Annotated in this window: 17 protein-coding genes and 1 riboswitch; of the genes, 13 read left to right on the forward strand and 4 right to left on the reverse strand. The window is 63.3% G+C overall.

Annotated features, from left to right (window positions below; all coding sequences use genetic code 11):
• Window positions 1-267 precede the first annotated feature (267 nt).
• From G7047_RS28290 to G7047_RS28310, 5 genes are all read left to right on the forward strand, one after another.
• Window positions 268-1,203, forward strand: a complete 936-nt coding sequence (locus G7047_RS28290) for a hypothetical protein (protein WP_166311615.1) — start codon at window positions 268-270, stop codon at window positions 1,201-1,203.
• A 109-nt stretch (window positions 1,204-1,312) separates the two neighbouring features.
• Complete coding sequence (locus tag G7047_RS28295; protein ID WP_166311616.1) at window positions 1,313-1,930, forward strand: LysE family translocator; 618 nt, start codon at window positions 1,313-1,315, stop codon at window positions 1,928-1,930.
• Between the two features lie 122 nt (window positions 1,931-2,052).
• Window positions 2,053-2,922: a carboxylating nicotinate-nucleotide diphosphorylase gene (nadC, locus tag G7047_RS28300; RefSeq protein WP_166311617.1), complete on the forward strand. Its 870-nt coding sequence runs from the start codon at window positions 2,053-2,055 to the stop codon at window positions 2,920-2,922.
• 20 nt (window positions 2,923-2,942) lie between these two features.
• Complete coding sequence (locus G7047_RS28305; protein ID WP_240939297.1) at window positions 2,943-3,935, forward strand: tripartite tricarboxylate transporter substrate binding protein; 993 nt, start codon at window positions 2,943-2,945, stop codon at window positions 3,933-3,935.
• 186 nt (window positions 3,936-4,121) lie between these two features.
• Entirely contained in the window at window positions 4,122-4,829 is a 708-nt protein-coding gene (locus G7047_RS28310) for a hypothetical protein (protein ID WP_371813830.1), read from the forward strand.
• A gap of 16 nt (window positions 4,830-4,845) precedes the next feature.
• Here the strand turns inward: G7047_RS28310 and G7047_RS28315 are convergent, their stop codons facing one another.
• Window positions 4,846-5,367: a YqaA family protein gene (locus tag G7047_RS28315; protein WP_166312304.1), complete on the reverse strand. Its 522-nt coding sequence runs from the start codon at window positions 5,365-5,367 to the stop codon at window positions 4,846-4,848.
• 201 nt (window positions 5,368-5,568) lie between these two features.
• On the opposite strand from G7047_RS28315, the gene dusB reads away from it, so the two are divergent.
• The 4 genes from dusB to G7047_RS28335 all read left to right on the forward strand — a co-directional run bounded on the left by dusB (window position 5,569) and on the right by G7047_RS28335 (window position 9,044).
• Window positions 5,569-6,645 carry a tRNA dihydrouridine synthase DusB gene (gene dusB / locus G7047_RS28320; protein ID WP_166311618.1) on the forward strand — a complete coding sequence of 359 codons (1,077 nt, stop codon included), beginning with the start codon at window positions 5,569-5,571 and terminating at the stop codon, window positions 6,643-6,645.
• Window positions 6,626-6,859, forward strand: a complete 234-nt coding sequence (locus G7047_RS28325; RefSeq protein WP_166311619.1) for a Fis family transcriptional regulator — start codon at window positions 6,626-6,628, stop codon at window positions 6,857-6,859. The genes dusB and G7047_RS28325 overlap by 20 nt, the downstream gene beginning before the upstream one ends.
• 108 nt (window positions 6,860-6,967) lie before the next feature.
• Entirely contained in the window at window positions 6,968-8,566 is a 1,599-nt protein-coding gene (gene purH, locus G7047_RS28330) for a bifunctional phosphoribosylaminoimidazolecarboxamide formyltransferase/IMP cyclohydrolase (RefSeq protein WP_166311620.1), read from the forward strand.
• Between the two features lie 19 nt (window positions 8,567-8,585).
• Entirely contained in the window at window positions 8,586-9,044 is a 459-nt protein-coding gene (locus G7047_RS28335; RefSeq protein WP_240939298.1) for a c-type cytochrome, read from the forward strand.
• Between the two features lie 656 nt (window positions 9,045-9,700).
• Here G7047_RS28335 and G7047_RS28340 read toward each other — a convergent pair.
• Window positions 9,701-11,470: an alkaline phosphatase gene (locus G7047_RS28340; RefSeq protein ID WP_166311621.1), complete on the reverse strand. Its 1,770-nt coding sequence runs from the start codon at window positions 11,468-11,470 to the stop codon at window positions 9,701-9,703.
• A 100-nt stretch (window positions 11,471-11,570) separates the two neighbouring features.
• Window positions 11,571-11,833, forward strand: a riboswitch (cobalamin riboswitch).
• A 139-nt stretch (window positions 11,834-11,972) separates the two neighbouring features.
• Here G7047_RS28340 and G7047_RS28345 point away from each other — a divergent pair.
• From G7047_RS28345 to G7047_RS28360, 4 genes are read left to right on the forward strand one after another with little or no spacing between them, the layout of a single operon-like run.
• Window positions 11,973-14,120, forward strand: coding sequence for a TonB-dependent siderophore receptor (locus G7047_RS28345; protein WP_166311622.1), 2,148 nt, complete (start codon window positions 11,973-11,975; stop codon window positions 14,118-14,120).
• A gap of 25 nt (window positions 14,121-14,145) precedes the next feature.
• Window positions 14,146-15,162 carry an ABC transporter substrate-binding protein gene (locus tag G7047_RS28350; protein WP_240939299.1) on the forward strand — a complete coding sequence of 339 codons (1,017 nt, stop codon included), beginning with the start codon at window positions 14,146-14,148 and terminating at the stop codon, window positions 15,160-15,162.
• 4 nt (window positions 15,163-15,166) lie between these two features.
• Entirely contained in the window at window positions 15,167-16,225 is a 1,059-nt protein-coding gene (locus G7047_RS28355; RefSeq protein ID WP_166311624.1) for an iron ABC transporter permease, read from the forward strand.
• A complete protein-coding gene (locus G7047_RS28360; RefSeq protein ID WP_166311625.1) occupies window positions 16,222-16,998 on the forward strand; it encodes an ABC transporter ATP-binding protein in 777 nt (258 codons plus the stop codon). Before G7047_RS28355 ends, G7047_RS28360 begins: the two co-directional genes overlap by 4 nt.
• A 3-nt stretch (window positions 16,999-17,001) precedes the next feature.
• Here G7047_RS28360 and hemL read toward each other — a convergent pair whose 3' ends face one another.
• Both hemL and G7047_RS28370 read right to left on the reverse strand, forming a co-directional pair.
• A complete protein-coding gene (gene hemL, locus G7047_RS28365) occupies window positions 17,002-18,306 on the reverse strand; it encodes a glutamate-1-semialdehyde 2,1-aminomutase (protein WP_166311626.1) in 1,305 nt (434 codons plus the stop codon).
• Window positions 18,290-19,240 (reverse strand): bifunctional hydroxymethylpyrimidine kinase/phosphomethylpyrimidine kinase, encoded by a 951-nt coding sequence (locus tag G7047_RS28370; protein WP_166311627.1) that lies wholly within the window; start codon window positions 19,238-19,240, stop codon window positions 18,290-18,292. The genes hemL and G7047_RS28370 overlap by 17 nt, the downstream gene beginning before the upstream one ends.
• Window positions 19,241-19,263: the final 23 nt, after the last annotated feature.

The following is a 19,263-nucleotide window of genomic DNA, read 5'->3' on the forward strand; positions in this document are numbered from 1 at the left end:
GCTTTCCTCGGGGCGTTGGCTGTAGCCTGTCGTCCTCCGGACAGGCGCTAGTCCGTATCCCTGATGAGTGGGAAATCTGGTGTCGCCAGAGGGGAGCCGCTGACTGCCCTGTTGGCTGGCCGATGGATTGCGCGGCAAGAAGATAGCGGCGTGTGATAATTTTCACATCGATTGCGTAGATGCCAATGCGCCTCGTGCCTGGACTTTGTTGCACGGCGTATTCAAGCTGCGGCTCAATTTCTCAACCCAAAAGCCTGATCAAAATTCTTGAGCAAGTCTGACCCACACTTTGTACAAGCCGACCTCGTGGCGGTGCTGCTCGCCGTGACCAATGGCGAGCCGCGCGTGCTCACCACGAGGGAAGGGCGCACGCTGCCTGCAGGGCCGTTCACCGCGGGGCACCGTTCGCTGCAGGCGAGTCTGCGCGAATGGGTGGAGAGCCAGACGCACCACCCGCTGGGTTATGTCGAGCAGCTCTACACCTTTCCCGATCATGAACGCTCTGACGTGCTGGGCATGCGTGCCATCTCCATCAGCTATCTGGGGCTCACGCGCGAGCTCGACGACAACGGGGTCTCGCAACCCGGTTGGCACGACTGGTATCGCTACTTTCCTTGGGAAGACTGGCGAGGTGGAGAGCCCACGCTCGTGACCAAGACCATTCTTCCGCGCTTGCGTGAATGGAGTCGCGGTGCGGGCGATGCAGCACTCAAGAAGCTGCGCACCCAGCGCGTGGCGGTGATGTTCGGGATCGACGACAACGAGTGGAACGAGGAACTGGTGCTGCAGCGCTACGAGCTGCTGTTCGAGGCTGGACTGGTGGAGGAGTCGCGCCGCTACGGCATCGAGTCTGCGCGCGATGTGCTGTTGCCGGGCGCTGATATGGGCCACGATCATCGGCGCATTCTTGCGACGGGCATGGCGCGTCTGCGTGCCAAGATCAAGTACCGCCCTGTGGTGTTCGAGCTCATGCCACCGGATTTCTCGCTGCTGCAGTTGCAGCAGACTGTGGAGGCGCTGGCAGGGCGTGGTTTGCACAAGCAGAACTTTCGCCGCCAGATCGAGCAGCAGGCGCTGGTCGAGGAAACCGGCCAGATCGCCGCAGGCACCGCAGGCCGCCCGGCCAAGCTCTATCGCTTTCGCCGCAACGTGATTCTCGAGCGCGCGATGTCGGGCAACAAGCTACCTCTGGCGCGCGGTTGATGCGCGCTGCGCGCCGCAGTCCTTCGGAAATTTCATGAGTGCGCGCTGAACCGCAAGCGGCCTTCGTCGCTACGATCGATCACGCCTCGAATGACCTTTTGCGCCCACCATGATCGATCTGCAACTGCTCTCCCTTTTCGCATTGGCGTTCTTCACAGCCGTGCTGATTCCCGGCCCGAATGTGGCACTGGCCGTCACGCAGTCGATCCGCTATGGCCTTCGGCGTGCGATCCCCGGTGCGTGGGGTTTCGGGCTTGCGACGGGCATCCATGCGGTCACGGTGTACGCCGGCGTGGGGGTGTTCATCGGCGAGCATCCGCAGGTGCTCAACGTGCTGCGTTGGGCGGGCGTGGCCTACATCCTGCATCTGGCGTATGGAGCCTTGACGGACTTGAGTGATGAACCTACCGCGCAGACCCGCGAGGTGAGCCGGACGAAAATCTTCACCAGCGCGTTTCTCGCCTCGCTCACCAGCCCCAAGGGCTGGCTGGTGAGCCTCTTGCTCTATCCGGGTTTCATCAATCCACAACTGGGCTACCTCTCCCAGGCGGCGTCGGTGACTGTGCTGGCGGTGTGCATTTCACTCGCCACCTACGGTGGCTACATGTTGGCGGCGGATCGTGCACAGCGGTTGTTTCGCAATCGGCGCCAGCTCAATCGCGTGGCGGCCGGGCTTTATGTGCTGGTGGCTTGCGGGCTGCTGCTGTCGATCTTCGACGCAATCTGAATTGTTGCGCGACAAAAGGCTGCGCAGAATGAATTCCCCGCACCTTGACGGGTTTTATGCTCGTGATTAGCATAAGTTGTCAGCGCATTTGCGCCCCCTTTTTTTGATTAAATATACTCAAAATGAGCATTAAAGAGACTGCTGCCCTACCGATTCCCCCGCTGCCCGATGTGATGCTTGAGCCACTGGTGCGCATGGCCTTGCTGGAAGATCTGGGCCGTGCGGGTGATCTGACCACCGATACCATCGTGCCAGCGGACGCCAAGGCCGAGCTGCGTTTGGTGGCGCGACAGGACGGGGTGCTCGCGGGACTCGATCTGGCGCGCCTCGCGTTCACGTTGATGGATGGTCGCACGCAGTTCGATGCGAGCTGCGCGGATGGCACGCTGCTCAAACCAGGCACCGAGATCGCGCGCATTCGTGGCTACAGCCGTGCGATGCTGAGCGCAGAGCGCGTCGCGCTCAACTATTTGTGCCATCTGAGCGGCGTTGCCACCGCCACGCATTCGATTGCCGTGGCAATTGCCGCCTTCGGCGCGCGCGTGACCTGTACGCGCAAGACCATGCCGGGTCTGCGTTCGCTGCAGAAGTATGCGGTGCGGGTGGGCGGCGGCAGCAACCACCGTTTCGGGCTGGACGACGCGGTGCTCATCAAGGACAACCACATCGCGCTCGCGGGGGGCGTCGAGACGGCGGTGCAGCGCGCACGCGCCGGTGTCGGTCATATGGTGAAGATCGAGCTCGAGGTGGACACGCTCGCGCAGCTCGAGGTGGCGCTCGTGCTCGGCGTGGACGTGGTGCTGCTCGACAACATGAGCCTCGACGATCTGCGCACGGCGGTGGACATGTGCAAGGGCCGGGCGATTACCGAGGCCTCGGGTCGCATTACCCCCGAGACCGCGCCTGCGGTGGCTGCCACGGGGGTCGATCAGATAGCGGTCGGCTGGATCACGCACAGCACGCGGGTGCTCGACATCGGGCTCGATGCCTGAAGTGATGGAGTGAATCCAAAATGCTGAAACGACGCATGGCCTGGATGACGGCGGCGGTGCTCGCGCTGATCGCCATTGCGGGTGTCTGGCAGGTCAGCAGCGGCCGTGCGGCGGTGCGCTTCGACAAGCCGATCTCCATCATCGTGACCTTTCCTCCGGGCGGTGGAACCGACTTGCTCGCGCGGCGACTGGGCGCAGCGCTGCAGGAGCGGCTGGGGCAGAACGTGGTGGTGGAAAACCGCCCGGGCGCGAGCGGCAACATCGGCGCGCGCTATGTGGCCGAGGCGCCCGCCGACGGCTCCACGCTGCTGATGGTCAACAGCTCGTTCGCGATCAATCCGGGCGTCTACCAGCATCTCGATTTCGATCCGCACCGCGACTTTCGCGCCGTGGTCAATGCGGGCACCATCGCTTCGGTGCTGGTGGTGCCTCAGGGCAGCGATGTCAGCTCGCTTGCCGGGTTGATCGCTCGGCAACAGGCACAGGGTATTGTCCCGGTGGCCTTCGCATCGTGCGGCAATGGCACGCCGCAGCATCTGGCCGGTGAGATGCTGGCGCGCGCGCTGCACATCGGTCTGCAGCATGTGCCCTACAAGGGCTGCGGTCCGGCCATCACCGATGTGGCGGCGGGGCAGGTGCCGCTCGGCATGGTCACGGCGAGCAGCGCCGCGCCGATGATCGAGGCGGGTCGCGTGCGCGCGATTGCGGTGACCTCGGCGTCACGCCTACCGCAGCTGGCCCATGTGCCGACCGTGGCCGAGCAGGGTGCGCCGGGCTTCGAGGCCCAGCAATGGCACGGACTGCTCGCACCTGCGGGCACGCCGGACGCGGTGGTCGAACATCTGCACAATGTGCTGATGGCGATTCTGGACGACCCCGCGATGGCGCAGACGCTCGCGGCACAGGGCTATGCGCCGCAGCGCCAGACCACGCAGCAGTTCGACAAGCTGATCGCCACCGACATGGATCGCTACGCGCAGTTGAGTCGAGAGCTGGGGCTGCGGGTGGATTGACCTGTGCCAGATAAGACCGCGAGCGGCAACGACATTTTCATTTGATGCGAATAATTCCCGTTTGACGATTCGCAACATTTGAACATCTGAGGAGCGCACCTCTTCAAGAGCCGGGTACAGTGACGCCCGTCACGTGGTTGTCACATTGCATTGCAACCATGCCGTGCCGGCTCCAGAGAGGTCTTCATGTTCGTGGTGATGAAACGCAATGCGTGCTGTGGCGCGTTCTTTCTGCTTGCGATGCTCGCAAGTGCTCAGGTCATGGCCGCGCGGCCGATGATCACAGATGATGCGCGCGTCGTTGACGCAAAGGCCTGTCAGGTCGAGAGTTGGGCGCGCCGCAATCAAAATGGCAGCAACGAGTTCTGGGCGCAGCCCGCGTGCAATTTCACCGGCAATCTGGAGGTGACCGTTGGCGGTGCGTGGACGCGCGATGATGGCGTCACGCAGAACTCGGCCCGCGTCATTCAGGGCAAGACCTTGTTCAAGCCGCTCGAGACCAACGGCTGGGGCTGGGGGCTGGCGCTTGGCACCATGCGCGATCCGCATGGCGGCAATGGCCGCAACTGGTATGGCTATGTGCCCGCGAGCTTCTCGTTCTTCGAGGACCGCTTCGTACTGCATACCAACGTGGGCTGGCAGCGCGATCAGGGCACCAAGCGCAGCCACGCGACCTGGGGTCTCGGCAGCGAGACCCGGCTCACGGAGCGTTCGTGGCTGGTCGCAGAAACCTTCGGCGCGGCCGATGGCAAGCCGCATTACCAGATGGGCGTGCGCTACTGGGTCGTGCCGGATCGGGTGCAAGTCGACACGACCTACGGTAACCGTCTCGGCGGCGGCGAGCGGTGGATTTCCGTGGGGCTGCGGCTCTTGTCACCCGCATTCCTGCCGTGATTGCTGGTGGGTTCTCTCAACCGATCTTGGCTGGAACCATGTGCAGCAGCAGGGTCGTCATCACCAGATAGCGCATGAACTTGCCGATGGCCATGTAACCCGCGCAGGGCCAGAACGGCAGGCGCATCCAGCCAGCAACCGCGCACAGCGGATCGCCCACCACCGGCAGCCAGCTCAAGAGACAGGTCTTGGCGCCGAACTTGCGCAGCCACACGCGCACGCGGCGCTCAGTGCGCGTGAGCTGGCGTGTTTTCTTGTGATGCGCGAGTTCCGGGTGACCGGCGAGACGGCGCTTGCGTGCGGCATTCCAGGCCTTGTGCGCGCCCAGACCCATCCACCAGCTCACCATGCCGCCAAGCGTGTTGCCTGCGGTCGCCACGAGCACGGCAGGCCAGAACAGTTCGGGGTTGAGCTTGATGAGGCCGAACACCGCAGGCTCCGAGCCCAGCGGCAGCAGCGTGGCGGAAATGAACGAAACGATGAACACCGTGCTCAGCCCGAATTGGGGCAGAGCAAGCCATTCCAGCAGTTGATGCAACCATGCTTCCATGGGGGCCAAGTGTAGGGCTGGTGCTGTAGCCCCTGCATGTCAGTACAGATGAACAGATTGCGTCGGCCGTCAAGTGGTTCACGCTCCATCCGCGCTGGCCTTGTCGGTATTCTCTTTTGCCTAAAATTTGGGCAGGTATAATCGCGCCTCTTTTCCAGCGCTTTGCCGCATTTTTAAGCACCTCTCCCTATGCCTGCCCTGCACATTGGTCCTATTCCATTGGCGAACAACTTGTTTGTTGCGCCCATGGCGGGTGTGACTGACCGGCCTTTCCGCCAGCTGTGCAAGGCGCTCGGCGCGGGGTACGCGGTCAGTGAAATGGTGACATCGCGCAAGGATCTCTGGAACAGTCTCAAGACTTCGCGCCGTGCCAATCACGAGGGTGAGCCCGGTCCGATCTCGGTGCAGATCGCCGGAACCGATGCCGAGATGATGGCGGAGGCGGCGGTCTACAACATCGACCGTGGTGCCCAGATCATCGACATCAACATGGGCTGCCCGGCCAAGAAGGTCTGCAACAAGTGGGCCGGTTCGGCCCTGATGCAGAACGAGAAGCTGGCGGTGGAAATCGCCCAGGCGGTCGTCGAGGCGGCGGCGGTGCACAACGTGCCCGTCACGCTCAAGATGCGCACTGGCTGGTGCAACGAGCACAAGAATGCGGTGACGCTGGCGCGCGCGTTCGAGAACGTCGGCATTCAGATGCTGACCGTGCACGGACGCACGCGCGAGCAGGGCTACAAGGGTTTTGCGGAGTACAACACGATCGCCGCCGTGAAGAACGCGGTGCGCGTGCCGGTCGTCGCCAATGGTGACGTGGACAGCCCGGAGAAGGCGCGCGAGGTGCTCGCCGCCACGGGTGCCGACGCCATCATGGTGGGTCGCGCGGCCCAGGGCCGTCCGTGGATCTTCCGCGAGATCGGCCACTTTCTCGCGACCGGCGAACATCTTGCGCCGCCGCTGGTGGCCGAGGTGCGGCGTCTGCTGCTCGACCATCTGCAGGACCACTACCAGCTCTACGGCGAGCTCACTGGCGTGCGCAGCGCGCGCAAGCACATCGCATGGTATGTGCGCACGCTGCCCGGCGGCGAAGACTTGAGAAAACACATCAACACTTTGGATGACTGCACGGCGCAATGGCGTGCGGTGGCCGACTATTTCGATGCCCTGGGCACGGAAATGGACCGACTGCCGCGCGTCGAAATTGCGCAATCAAATGAAGCAGCATTGGATTTGAGGGAATCGACCCATGAGCAAGAACAACATTGAAGAGAGCGTGCGCGAAAGCCTGCAGAGCTATTTCCGCGACCTCGACGGCGAGTCTCCCGACGGCGTGTACGAGATGGTCATCCGTCTCGTCGAAAAGCCATTGTTGGAAGTCGTGATGACGCAGGCCAACGAGAACCAGTCGCGCGCGGCCGAATGGCTGGGCCTGAACCGCAACACGCTGCGCAAGAAGCTGGTGGAGCACAAGCTGCTCTGAACTGAACCCAAGGACCCCGGCCCATGCCGGGGTCGGTCGTTGCAGTGAACGCATGGGGATGCGCGCCGCACGGCAACCGATTTATTGAACTCTCTTTCTGAAGACCAAATGAAAGCACTGATCTCCGTCTCCGACAAAACCGGCATCGTCGAATTTGCGCAAGCCCTGCACCAACTCGGCGTGAAGCTGCTGTCCACCGGCGGCACCGCCAAGCTGCTGGCCGAAAAGGGCCTGCCCGTGACCGAAGTGGCGGAAGTCACCGAGTTCCCCGAGATGCTGGACGGCCGCGTGAAGACGCTGCACCCCAAGGTCCACGGTGGCCTGCTCGCGCGCCGCGACTTCCCCGAGCACATGGCGGCTCTGAAGGAACACAACATCGACACCATCGACCTGCTGGTGGTGAACCTCTATCCGTTCGAGGCGACCGTCGCCAAGCCCGGCTGCACGCTGGCCGACGCCATCGAGAACATCGACATCGGTGGCCCGGCCATGGTGCGCTCGGCCGCCAAGAACTGGAAGGATGTGGGCGTGATCACCGCTGCCGACCAGTACGAGGCCGTGATCGGTGAACTCAAGGCATCCGGCAAACTCTCCGACAAGCTGCGCTTCGCGCTGTCGGTGGCCGCGTTCAACCGCATCTCGCAGTACGACGGCGCGATCAGCGACTACCTGTCGTCGGTGAAGTTCGAGGACGAAAAACTGTCCGAGGAATACGTCCCCGAGCGCGCCGCGTTCCCCGGTCAGAGCAATTCCCAGTTCATCAAGATCCAGGACCTGCGCTACGGCGAGAACAGCCACCAGCAAGCCGCCTGGTATCGCGATCTGTACCCGGCTCCTGGGTCGCTCGCCACTGGCGTGCAACTGCAGGGCAAGGAACTCTCGTACAACAACATCGCCGACGCCGATGCTGCATGGGAATGCGTCAAGAGCTTTGTGGAGCCCGGCTGCGTGATCGTCAAGCACGCCAACCCCTGCGGCGTGGCTGTGGGCAAGGACGCGCACGAGGCCTATGCCAAGGCATTCCAGACCGATCCGACCAGCGCGTTCGGCGGCATCATCGCTTTCAACCGTGCGGTGGACAAGGCAGCTGCCGAAGCGGTGTCCAAGCAGTTCGTCGAAGTGCTAATGGCGCCTGAATTCAGCACCGAAGCGCTCGAGATTTTCAAGAGCAAAGTGAACGTACGCCTGATGAGGATCGCACTTCCAACCGGTGGCAAGTCCGATTGGGACAACGGCCGCAACGCCGTCGAATCCAAGCGCGTGGGCTCCGGCATCCTGTTGCAGACGGCCGACAACCACGAACTGCAACTGGCCGACTTGAAGGTCGTTACCGTGAAGCAGCCAACGCCTGAAGAACTGAACGATCTGCTGTTCGCTTGGAAGGTCGCGAAGTTCGTGAAGTCCAATGCCATCGTGTTCTGCAAGAACGGCATGACCATGGGCGTGGGCGCAGGCCAGATGTCGCGTCTCGACTCCGCACGCATCGCCTCGATCAAGGCCGAAGCCGCGAAGCTGACGCTCAACAACACGGTCGTCGCAAGCGACGCGTTCTTCCCGTTCCGTGACGGCCTCGATGTGGTCGTGGACGCGGGCGCAACCTGCGTGGCCCAGCCCGGCGGCTCGATGCGCGATCAGGAAGTGATAGCCGCGGCCAACGAGCGCGGCGTGGCCATGGTGTTCACCGGCGTGCGCCACTTCCGTCATTGATCCGGGCGACATCCAGACAGTGACTGAACCCTACGACGAAGGCGATGCGCCCAACCGCCCGAAATGGATCGGCTGGGCGCTGGTGATTTTCATGGCGCTGGTGGTGATCGGCGTGCTCAACGTGGGCTGGCTGATCATGCGGCCCACGCCCGCCGCCGATGCACTGGCCGCCGTGATCGCCGCCAAACCGGAACTCGCGGTCGGCCAATCGGCCGTGGAGGCATCGGACTGCATGCGCTGCCACGGCGTGCAGCGCAAGGCGGTCGGCCCCTCGTTCGCGGACATCGCGAGCAAGTACGCGCAGCAGGCGGATGCCAAGGAGTACCTGGCCCGCAAGATCCGCGAGGGCAGCGTGGGGACATGGGGCAACGTCATCATGCCGCGGCATCCGCAGATTTCGGAAGAGCAATCTTTGCAGATGGCTGCTTGGCTGATGGCTGTGCCTCGGGTGGGGGCTTCTTCAAGCTCCAATCAGTGATTGGGGCTTGGGGCTGGGGGGTGTTTGTTTGCTGGCTTGTGCTCTTTGGTTGAGGGCGGAGGCCGGGACTGCCCCCGGCGGGGCAGTAACTTTTTGGTCTTGCCCAAAAAGTCACCAAAAATGCGCTTCTTAATTCGGGGTCACGCGGCAGAACTCACTTCGCGACTGCGTCGCTCCGTTCGGGCAACCGCCGCGAGTCAGTGCTTAACCAAGAGGTGTTTACGGCACGTCGCTTCGCTTGTGCCGGGGTGTTTGTGGAGTTGGGTTGGATGCAAAAAAAGCCCGCTGCTCTTTTGAACGCACTTGATCCAATGAACAAATCAAAATCGCAGGACACTGGCGCACCAGCATCTCGCGAAGTCGCGAGATGAGCGGCACGAGCGAAGCGATGTGCCGAATACGCCTCCGAGTGAACTTCTAGCTCGCGGCGGTTGTCCGAGCGGAGTGACGCAGGAACGCAGCGAGTTCTGCAGCGGGTATTGAAAACGCATTTTTGGTGACTTTTTGGGCAAGACCAAAAAGTTACTCCGCCGCCGGGCGGAACTCCCGGCCTCTGCCCTCAAACCAAGAACAAGAACAAGAACAGAAACGAAAAATCGAACATCATCCCCAACCGGGAACAGGTACGCGCCAGGCATGAGGTGCCTCTTTGCGTGTCATGCTTTGACCAGCATCCCCGGCTGCGAGGGCATGACTTTCCAGCTCGCATCGACGCGTGCGGTGTAGCTCACGCTGGTCACCGTACTCACCTGCACCCATTCCGAAGTGCAGGCCTGCCGCGTCGCAGTGACGAGCAGATAACCGCGCCGCGCGGTATCGCAGTAGCGCAGATCAGGCAGCAGCGACTCGAGCGTGCTCTTGAGCTCCGCCGGGACGATGCCGGTGTTGGCATCGAAGCCGGGCGAGGACACCGACGCGGTGGCGAACTCCACCCCGGCTGCAACGCCAGCATCGGTTCTGAGCACGTTGGCCCACGCGTTGTGCGTGTCGCCCGAAAGCACCACCAGATTTTTCTTGAGCTGCAGGCCGGCTTGCAGCACCTGTTCGCGCGCGGCTGCGTAACCGTCCCAGGCGTCGAGGTTGTAGGGAATGCGCGGCTGAGCGAGCAGGGCCTTGTCGGCCGCACTGAGTTGTGACGGCTTGGACTGGGCGAGTGCGGCGATGCGCTGGTAGTCGCTTGCCGACACGCCGCCCGGCTTGCCGAGCCAGCCGAGCACGATGGGCTTGGGCAGATGCATGCGGCCCATCACGACCTGCTGGCCAAGTACTTGCCAGAGCGCGCTCGAATCGCCCATGGTTTTCTGCAACCATGCGAACTGCGTGTCGCCGAGCAGCTCGCGCTTTCCATTATTGAGCGCGCTTTGCAGCGCAGGCTCGAACTGTGCTTCGGGCAGCGCCAGCAGCGGGTCGTAGCTGAGCTGCTTGTCGCGGCCGACGGTGCGCGTGTCCAGCATGTGCAGCGCGAGCAGATCGCCGAATGCGAAGCTGCGGTAGATGACCTCGGGGCTGGCCACGCGCGTGGGCAGCCACTCGTGATAGGCCTGCATCGCTGCGGCCTTGCGCGCGGCGAAGCTGCCTTCTGTGGCCGGTTGGTGATTGCCCGCGCCGTTCATCCAGGTGTCGTCGCAGAACTCGTGATCGTCCCATACAGCGATCATCGGCATGCGTGCATGCAGTTTCTGCAGTTGCGCGTCGGTCTTGTACTGCGCGTAGCGCAGGCGGTAGTCCTTGAGCGAGACGATCTCATTGGGCGGATCGACTTGGCGGCCCATCTCTGCGGCCGTCGCGGCTTCGTAGAAGCCCTTCTGGAATTCGTAGATGTAGTCGCCCAGATGGATGGCCGCATCGACATCGTCGTGCTGGCTTGCGTCGCCGTACACGTTGAAGTAGCCCTGCGGAAAATTGGCGCAGGAAAACACCGCGAGCTTGACGCTGTCGACCGGGCCGGTGGGCAGCGTCTTGGTGCGGCCGACGGGCGATGTCTGCGAGGCGGCGCGAAAGCGGTAGAAGTAGCTGGTGGCGGCGGATAGGCCGGTGACGTCGACCTTGACGGTGTAGTCCTGATCGGGTTTGGTGCGCGTCTTGCCGAGCGCGACGACGACTTTGAAATCGGCATCGCTCGCCACCTCCCATTCCACCTCGATCTCGCCGACGAATACGCTGAGCGGAGAGAGCCGTGTCCAGAGAATCACGCGGTCTGCCAGTGGGTCGCCGCTCGCGATGCCGTGCACGAACTGCACCTTGGGATTGCCGGTGGCACCGCCGGAGCTGGACCCGCCGCCTCCGCCGCCACAGGCACCGAGTGACCCACCCAGCGTGGCGATGGCGGCGGCAAAGGCCAGTTGCCAAACAACATGCCGGCGGCTTGGAGTGTCTGCTTTTGGTGGTGTGTGCTCGACGGAATCGGTGAGGCGGCGTTCGCTCATGGCGTGGGCAACGGAAGGTTGGGAGTTGGCAAGTGGCGCCAGTCTAGCCGTGACGTCTCGCGCTCGGAAGACGGAATTGTCAGCATCGGTGCGTGCTAACATCGGCCCAGCGTTTGCAGGTGCCTACAACAGTGGGTGAAACGGGAACAAGGTCGATCTCCGCAGGGATGATTGGATGCCTTGGCTGCCCCCGCAACGGTAAGTAGATCAGAGCATGTCACGCGGTCCGAGAGGACTGCAGCCACTGGGGACTCGGGTTCCGGATTTTTTGTCCGGGGCTTTGTCATCGGGAAGGTGAAATGCGGATGCGCCCAGGCGCATCGTCTATGAGCCCGGAGACCGGCCTGCAGACTTTCTGGTGCGATGCACTGAACCCATGACTGTCTGCGGGGTGTGGACGGCCTTCATTCTTGTGAGGCTTGGAGCGGCACGTCAGTGGCCAGACCGGGTTTTCGCGCAGAGTGAGGCTGCACTTCAGACGGTCATCACTCTGTTTGAAGACATGTTCTCCAACTCTTTGCCTGCGCAGCCTTCGGTTCGCGCTTCGGTCTGTTTCCCCCGTTTTCGTCCGGTACTTGTGCGCACCAGCGTGACCGCCGCATGCGCGCTGATGGGCACGGCCCACGCGCAATCGAGTCTGCCCGAGGTGCAGGTGCAATCCACGCGCGCGGTCGATTCCGCGCTGGGTCTCGCCAACACGGCGAAGTCTGGCTCCAACGTCGATGTGCCGGTGCAGGATCTGCCCGCCAGCGTGTCCACGGTGTCGTCGCAGCAGTTTGACGAGCGTGCCGACTACGCGGTGATGGACGCGGTCACGCGCACCGTGGGCCTCTCTACCAACAGCTCGCCGGGCAATGGCGGGCTTGCGTTTTCCAGCCGCGGTTTCAGCGGCGTGAATTCCGTGGGCGTGGCCGAAGACGGGATGATGCTCGGCGTGGCCTCCGGCACGGTGAACTATCCGAACGATGCCTGGGGCTACGAGCGCATCGACGTGCTGCGCGGCCCCGCGTCCATCGTTTACGGCAGCGGCACGATGGGAGGCACGGTCAACGCGGTGCGCAAGCAGCCAAGCCGCGAGCACTCCACCGATTTGTTGGTGGGCGCGGGCAGCCATGGCGAGGCGCGTCTCGGCTTCGGCACTACGGGTGCGATCAACGAGACGCTGAGCTATCGCATCGATGCCTACGGTCAGCGCACCGACGGCGAGCGCGAGCTGGGCTATGCGAACAGCCAGAAGCTGATGACCGGCCTGCGCTGGCAGCCGCGCGCTGATCTCAAGGTCGATGTCACGGCCGACATCGCCGACCAGAAGCCCGAGCGCTATTTCGGCACGCCCGCAGTGGACGGCCAGCTCGTGCGTTCGCTGCGCAACGTCAACTACAACGTGCAGGACAGCGACATCCGCTACAAGGACAAGCGCGTGCGTGCCAAGGCCGAGTGGAATGTGAGCGACCGGCTCACGCTGCGCGAGGAGCTCTACTGGTTCAAGGCCGACCGGCACTGGAAAAATGCCGAGGCGTACAGCTTTGATCCCGCTGCCGGACAGGTGACGCGCGGCGACTATCTCGAGATCGGCCACGACCTTGAGCAGAAGGGCAACCGCATCGGGGCTGAAATGAAGCTCGCCGATCACCGCATCGCCATGGGTTGGGACGTGGCCGATGTGCGCTACGCCAACCTGAGCAATTCGCCCTACGGCACGCCGTCGAACACGCTCGATGCGTGGAATCCCGTGCATGGCGAATGGACGAGTCCCGATCCCTACATCGCTCGTAGCAAGACGAAGCTGCGCCAGAACGCGCTCTATCTCGAGGACGCATGGCAGCTGTCCAACCAATGGCTGCTGATGGCAGGCCTGCGTCGCGACTGGTATGACTTCGACCAGCGCAGCCTCATCACCGGGGCGACGGCAGACACGGAACTGCGCGGCACCTCGTGGCGCGTGGGCGCGACCTACAAGCTCAGCGAGCGCAGCAGTCTCTATGCGCAGCTCAGCCGTGGGCATGATCCCGTGGGCAGTCTGGTGTCGCTGTCGGCATCGCAGACGGCCTTTAAGCTCACGCGCGGGCGGCAGGCAGAGATCGGCTGGAAGCAGCAACTGCCAGACGAGCGCGGAGAGGTGACACTCGCGGCCTTCGACATCCGCAAGACCAATATCCTCACGCGCGATCCGCTGCGTCCCGCGCTCTCGGTACAGGGCGGCAAGCAGACCTCACGCGGTGTGGAGCTGAGCGCGGCCTACAAGGTGAACGCGGCGTTCCGCGTGGATGGAAATCTGGCCTATGTGAAGGCCAAATTCGACGAGCTGCGCGAAGGCAGTTCGGGTATCGACCGCGCGGGCAATCGCCCGGAGAACGTGCCCGCGACGACGGCCAATCTCTGGGGGCACTACCGCATCGGCGCATGGCAGACCTCGCTCGGCCTGCGCCATGTCGGCAGCAGTTACACGAGCAATGCCAACACCTCCAAGCTGCCGCGCTACACCGTAGCCGATGCGGTGCTGCGTTGGGATGTGAGCAAGACGACGGCGCTGAATCTGGTAGTGCGCAATCTCACCAACCGCGTGTACGCCGCCTCGTCGTACTACGACGACCAGTGGCTGGTCGCACCGGGCCGCAGCGTGGCGCTGACGGGCCAGTTCCGGTTCTGACGGTGGCATGAAAGGACTCGCGACGATGGCTTATTCGACCTTCACATCGAACCGGCGCATGCGCGCGGCGGCCATCTTCGCGATGGCGTTTTCTGCTGCGGGCGCTGTGCATGCGCAATCCGCGCAACGTGTGCAGCCGCTGGTGATCGACGTCTGCGGCAAGCCGGTGACCTATGCGCGCGTGCCGCAGCGCGCGGTCACGCATGACGTCAACATCACCGAGATGTTTTTGTATCTGGGGCTGGGCTCGCGCCTCGTCGGCTACTCGGGCATTCCGGCCAGCAAGGACGTGTCGTTGCGTTATCGCGCCGCGCTCGCCAAGGTGCCCGATCTCTCGCGCAAGGACATGAATCTGGAGAGCATGCTCGGTGTGCGTGCCGATTTCGTCTTCGGTGGTTGGAGCTACGGCTTTCGCGCCGGTGGCGTGACGCCTGCGCTGCTCGCGCGCTACGGTGTGGATTCGTATGTGCTGCGCGAGTCCTGTATTCATGTCGAAAAGCGCGAACGCATTGTCCTTTCCGATTCGCTGATCGACATGCGCAATGTAGCGCGCATCTTCGATGTCGAAAAAGAAAACGCGCTGAAACTGCAGGCGCTTGAATCGCGCATTCAGGCGCTTGAGGGCGAGATGCAGGGCGTTACCAAGCGCCCGCGCGTCTTCGTCTACGACAGCGGCCAGCGCTTGCCGGTGACTGTCGGCCGCTTCGGCACGCCGCACGCGATGATCGAAGCGGCGGGCGGGCAGAACATCTTTTCCGACATAGCAAGCAACTGGCCCACGGGCAATTGGGAAGACGTGATCGCGCGCGACCCAGAATGGATCGTGATCATCGACTACGACCAGCCGGACGCGCAAGGCAAGATCGATTTTCTACTCGCCAAGAAGGAGCTCGCGCACGTCGAGGCCATCCGCAATAAGCGCTTCTTCGTGATGACTTATTCGGATGCGACGCCCAGTCCCGCCAATGTGGATAGGGCAGAGGCGTTGGCGCGCAGGCTGCATCCCGAGCGCTTTGCCGCGGCTACGGGCGCGGGCAGGTGAGCGCATGAAGGCTTTGCGCGCGCGATCACTGGGCGCATGGCTCGGCGTGTTAGCGCTGCTGCTTCTTTGCTCGATGACGGCGGGCGTGGCGCTGGGCTCGGTCAACGTGCCGCCGCTCGTGGTCTGGCGCGTGGTGCTCGGCGAGCTGTTTGGCTCTTCATCGTCGCCGGCTGACATCAGCGTGCAGCAGCATCAAATTGTCTGGCTGGTGCGCGCGCCGCGCGTGCTGATGGCGGCGCTGGTCGGCGCGGGGCTGGCGACGGTGGGCGTGGTGATGCAGGCCATGGTGCGCAATCCGCTGGCGGACCCGTACATGCTTGGCGTGTCGTCGGGCGCGTCGGTCGGTGCGGTGTCGGTGCTGGCCTGGGGCAGTTTTGCGTTTGCGGGCGTCTATGCGATTTCTGCGGGCGCTTTTGTCGGCGCGTTGATCGCGACGATGGCGGTTTATTGGCTTGCGCGTGGACGCGCGCGGGTGCAGCAGTCCACGCGCTTGATTCTGAGCGGCGTGGCGGTGGGCTACTTTTTCACCGGGCTCACCAGCCTGATCACGCTGACTTCGGGACAGCGCGATTTGGCCGGTGCGCTGATGACCTGGACGCTCGGCAGCCTCGCCGGTACTCAGTGGAGCCATCTCTCGCTGCCCGCGCTGGTGCTGCTCGCGGGCATGGTCTGGCTTGCGCTGCAGACGCAGGCGCTCAACGCTTTGATGATGGGCGACGAGACCGCCGCCACGCTTGGCGTGAACACGCATGCGCTGCGGCGCACGCTGTTCGTCGTGGTGTCGCTGCTGACCGGCGTGATGGTCGCGGCCAGCGGCGCCATTGGATTTGTAGGGCTGGTCGTGCCGCATGTGGCGCGCATGCTGGTGGGATCGGACCACCGACGCGTGCTGCCGGTGGCAGCGGTGATGGGAGCGCTGTTTCTCGTCGTCGTCGACCTGCTGGCTCGCGTGCTGTTCTCGCCGATGGATGTGCCGGTGGGCGTGATCACCGCGCTGATCGGCGGGCCGTTCTTCGTGTGGCTGCTCATGCGTCAGACGCCGGCACGCAAGGAGCTGCAATGACGTTGCTGATCGACGCCGAACATCTGTGCTGGAGCATCGCGGGCCAGGCCGTGGTGAAGGATGTGTCGATCCAGTTGCGCGATGGTGAATGTGTTGGCGTGATCGGCCCCAACGGCTGCGGCAAGTCGAGTCTGCTGCGCATGCTGTACCGCGTGATCCGGCCACAGTCGGGTGCGGTGCGGTGGATGGGGCAAGACATCTGGGAGATGCATGCGCGCCAGTTAGCGCAGCAGGTCGCGGTACTCACGCAGGAGTTCGCGCCGGTGTTCGACATCTCGGTGCAAGAGACCGTGATGATGGGCCGCACGCCGCACCGCTCGCCATGGGCCTGGGACGGGGCGCGGGACAGGCAAGTGGTGGTGGACTGTCTCAAACGCGTGGGTTGCCTGCATCTGCAGGAACGCGATTTCGCGTTGCTCTCGGGCGGTGAAAAACAGCGCGTGCTGCTTGCGCGCGCCTTGGCGCAGCAACCGCGCTGCCTGATGCTCGACGAGCCGACCAACCATCTCGACGTGCGCTACCAGCACGAATTGATGGCGCTGGTGCGGGGGGCGGGGCGCAGCACCCTGGTGGTGCTGCACGACCTGAACATCGCGGCGCAGTATTGCGACCGGCTGTGCCTGATGCACGAGGGCGCGCTGGTGGCCAAAGGTCCGCCGGAGGAGGTACTCACGCCGGTGAACATCGCGGCGGTCTACGGTGTGGACGCCGTGGTCGATGCCCATCCGCAAACCGCCAAGCCGCGCGTGACGTTCTGCGGCGTTCTCGATTGAGGCTTATAGCGTCTTGAACACTTCGCGCGCGGCTTCGATGGTCTTGTCGATGTCGGCGTCGGTGTGTGCGCCGCTCACGAAACCGGCTTCGTAGAGCGCAGGTGCGAAGTAGTGGCCGCGGTCGAGCATGCCGTGGAAGAACTGGTTGAACACCTTGCCGTCGGTCTTCATGACCTCGGTGTAAGTGCTTGGCAGCTCGGGCAGGAAGTAGAAGCCGAACAGGCCGCCCTGGTGGTCGACGCTGAACGGAATGCCCGCCGCATCGGCTTCCTTCTTGAGGCCGGCCATCAGACGGCCGGTGGTCTTGTGCAGCGCTTCGTGGAAGCCGGGTTGGCTGATCAGCTCGAGCGTCTTCAAACCGCAGGCCGTGGCGATGGGATTGCCCGAGAGCGTGCCGGCCTGATAGACCGGACCGAGCGGCGAGAGCTTTTCCATGATCTCGCGGCGCGCGCCGAAGGCGGCCATCGGCATGCCGCCGCCGATCACCTTGCCCATCACCGTGATGTCGGGCTTGAAGCCTTCAATTTGCTGGGCGTAGAGGCTTTGCGCGCTGCCGAGCGCCACGCGGAAGCCGGTCATGACCTCGTCGTAGATCATCAGCGCTCCGTGCTCTGTGGTCAGCTCGCGGATGCGGCGGGTGAAGTCGATGCTCGCGCGCACGAAGTTCATGTTGCCCGCAATCGGCTCCATGATCACGCAGGCGATTTCGCTGCCGATCTTGGCGAACGCTTCTTCGAGCTGGGCCACGTCGTTGTATTCGAGAACGATGGTGTCCTTGACCACATCGGCAGGCACGCCGGCCGACGACGAGGATCCGAAGGTGGCGAGGCCCGAGCCTGCCTTCACGAGCAGCGAGTCGGCATGGCCGTGGTAGCAGCCGTTGAACTTGATGATCTTGTTGCGACCGGTGAAGCCGCGCGCCAGGCGCAGCGCGCTCATGCCGGCTTCGGTGCCCGAGCTCACCATGCGCACCATTTCCATGGAGGGCATGAGTTTCAGGATGGCCTCGGCCAGATGCACTTCGCGTTCGGTCGGTGCGCCGTAGGAGAAGCCTTCGAGCACGGCCTTCTGGACTTCGGCGATCACTTCGGGGTGGCCGTGGCCGAGGATCATCGGGCCCCAGGAGCCGATGTAGTCGGTGAACTGCTGGCCGTTGGCGTCCCAGAAATAGGCCCCGAGTGCGTGTTCGACGAAGCGCGGCGTGCCGCCGACGGCGTTGAAGGCGCGCACGGGCGAGTTCACGCCGCCGGGGATTACCTGCTTGGCGCGTTCGAACAGAGAAACATTCAGATCAGTGGGATGTGTCATTGGGAGGAAGTCGTAGAGCATCGACGCCGGTGGCGCCATCGGACTCGGAAGCATCGTCGTCTTCTTCGTCCTCGTCGGGCAGAGCCCAGAACATGCGGTCGGGCAGCAACTGGCCCATGCCGGGTCGGTAGCCCGCAGAGAGGCAGCCGTCCAGATAGGTCAGCGCTTCGCGCGTCGCATCGCCCAGATCATTGTCACAAGCGATGAGTGCCGCAAGCGCTGCGGACAAGGTATCGCCAGCGCCTGCAAAACTCACGTCGAAGCGCTCGAACTGGCCATTGCCGAGCACAGCCTGCGGCGTGCACAACACATTGTCGAAATGTTCCTTGTCGACAGGAACGCCGGTCACCAGTGTGTAGGGAACACCCTTGGTCGAGGCGGCTTTGGCGATCTCGCGGGCGGTAGGCAGGCGATCACTCTCCCAGTCCGGAAGCAGCCAGCGGCGCAGCGTGCTGTGGTTTCCTACCAACACTGAGGTCTGGGGGAGTAACAATTCCACAAATGCGTCGTGGTACTGGTCGATGAGGTCGTCGCTCCACCACGACAGGCTGGGCATGTAGGCGATGACGGGAACATCGGCGTAATCGGCTGTCAGTTCAGCGACGATGGCGAGGTTTTCGGGACTGCCGACGAAGCCGACCTTGATGGCCTGTACGGGCATATCCTGAAAAACAGTTCGTGCTTGATCTGCGACAGTATCGTCATCGAAAGCGACAAAATCGACGATTTCCGTTGTGTCTCTGACATAGGTGCCCGTCACAATAGCCAGCGCATGTGCACCCACGGAGGCGATAGCCGCTGTGTCGCCGGTCAATCCACCAGCTCCACTGGGATCGTTGGCGTTGAAAGTCATCACGCAGACTGCGCTTTCGACCTCCTCAGCGGCTTTGTTTTCGGACTGGTGGGAGATGGGAGGGTGAGAGTCTTGTTTCATGTACGGACGCCAGCGTATCTGGT

The sequence above is a fragment of the Diaphorobacter sp. HDW4A genome (genome assembly GCF_011305995.1).
Taxonomy (GTDB): Bacteria; Pseudomonadota; Gammaproteobacteria; order Burkholderiales; family Burkholderiaceae_C; genus Diaphorobacter_A.

Excerpts from the sequence above, each read along its gene's own strand:
- G7047_RS28295 (WP_166311616.1), top strand. The coding sequence starts at position 1,313 with ATGATCGATCTGCAACTGCTCTCCCTTTTCGCATTGGCGTTCTTCACA.
- nadC (WP_166311617.1), top strand. The coding sequence starts at position 2,053 with ATGAGCATTAAAGAGACTGCTGCCCTACCGATTCCCCCGCTGCCCGAT.
- G7047_RS28305 (WP_240939297.1), top strand. The coding sequence starts at position 2,943 with ATGCTGAAACGACGCATGGCCTGGATGACGGCGGCGGTGCTCGCGCTG.
- G7047_RS28310 (WP_371813830.1), top strand. The coding sequence starts at position 4,122 with ATGTTCGTGGTGATGAAACGCAATGCGTGCTGTGGCGCGTTCTTTCTG.
- dusB (WP_166311618.1), top strand. The coding sequence starts at position 5,569 with ATGCCTGCCCTGCACATTGGTCCTATTCCATTGGCGAACAACTTGTTT.
- G7047_RS28325 (WP_166311619.1), top strand. The coding sequence starts at position 6,626 with ATGAGCAAGAACAACATTGAAGAGAGCGTGCGCGAAAGCCTGCAGAGC.
- purH (WP_166311620.1), top strand. The coding sequence starts at position 6,968 with ATGAAAGCACTGATCTCCGTCTCCGACAAAACCGGCATCGTCGAATTT.
- G7047_RS28340 (WP_166311621.1), bottom strand. The coding sequence starts at position 11,470 with ATGAGCGAACGCCGCCTCACCGATTCCGTCGAGCACACACCACCAAAA.
- G7047_RS28345 (WP_166311622.1), top strand. The coding sequence starts at position 11,973 with ATGTTCTCCAACTCTTTGCCTGCGCAGCCTTCGGTTCGCGCTTCGGTC.
- G7047_RS28350 (WP_240939299.1), top strand. The coding sequence starts at position 14,146 with ATGGCTTATTCGACCTTCACATCGAACCGGCGCATGCGCGCGGCGGCC.
- G7047_RS28355 (WP_166311624.1), top strand. The coding sequence starts at position 15,167 with ATGAAGGCTTTGCGCGCGCGATCACTGGGCGCATGGCTCGGCGTGTTA.
- G7047_RS28360 (WP_166311625.1), top strand. The coding sequence starts at position 16,222 with ATGACGTTGCTGATCGACGCCGAACATCTGTGCTGGAGCATCGCGGGC.
- hemL (WP_166311626.1), bottom strand. The coding sequence starts at position 18,306 with ATGACACATCCCACTGATCTGAATGTTTCTCTGTTCGAACGCGCCAAG.
- G7047_RS28370 (WP_166311627.1), bottom strand. The coding sequence starts at position 19,240 with ATGAAACAAGACTCTCACCCTCCCATCTCCCACCAGTCCGAAAACAAA.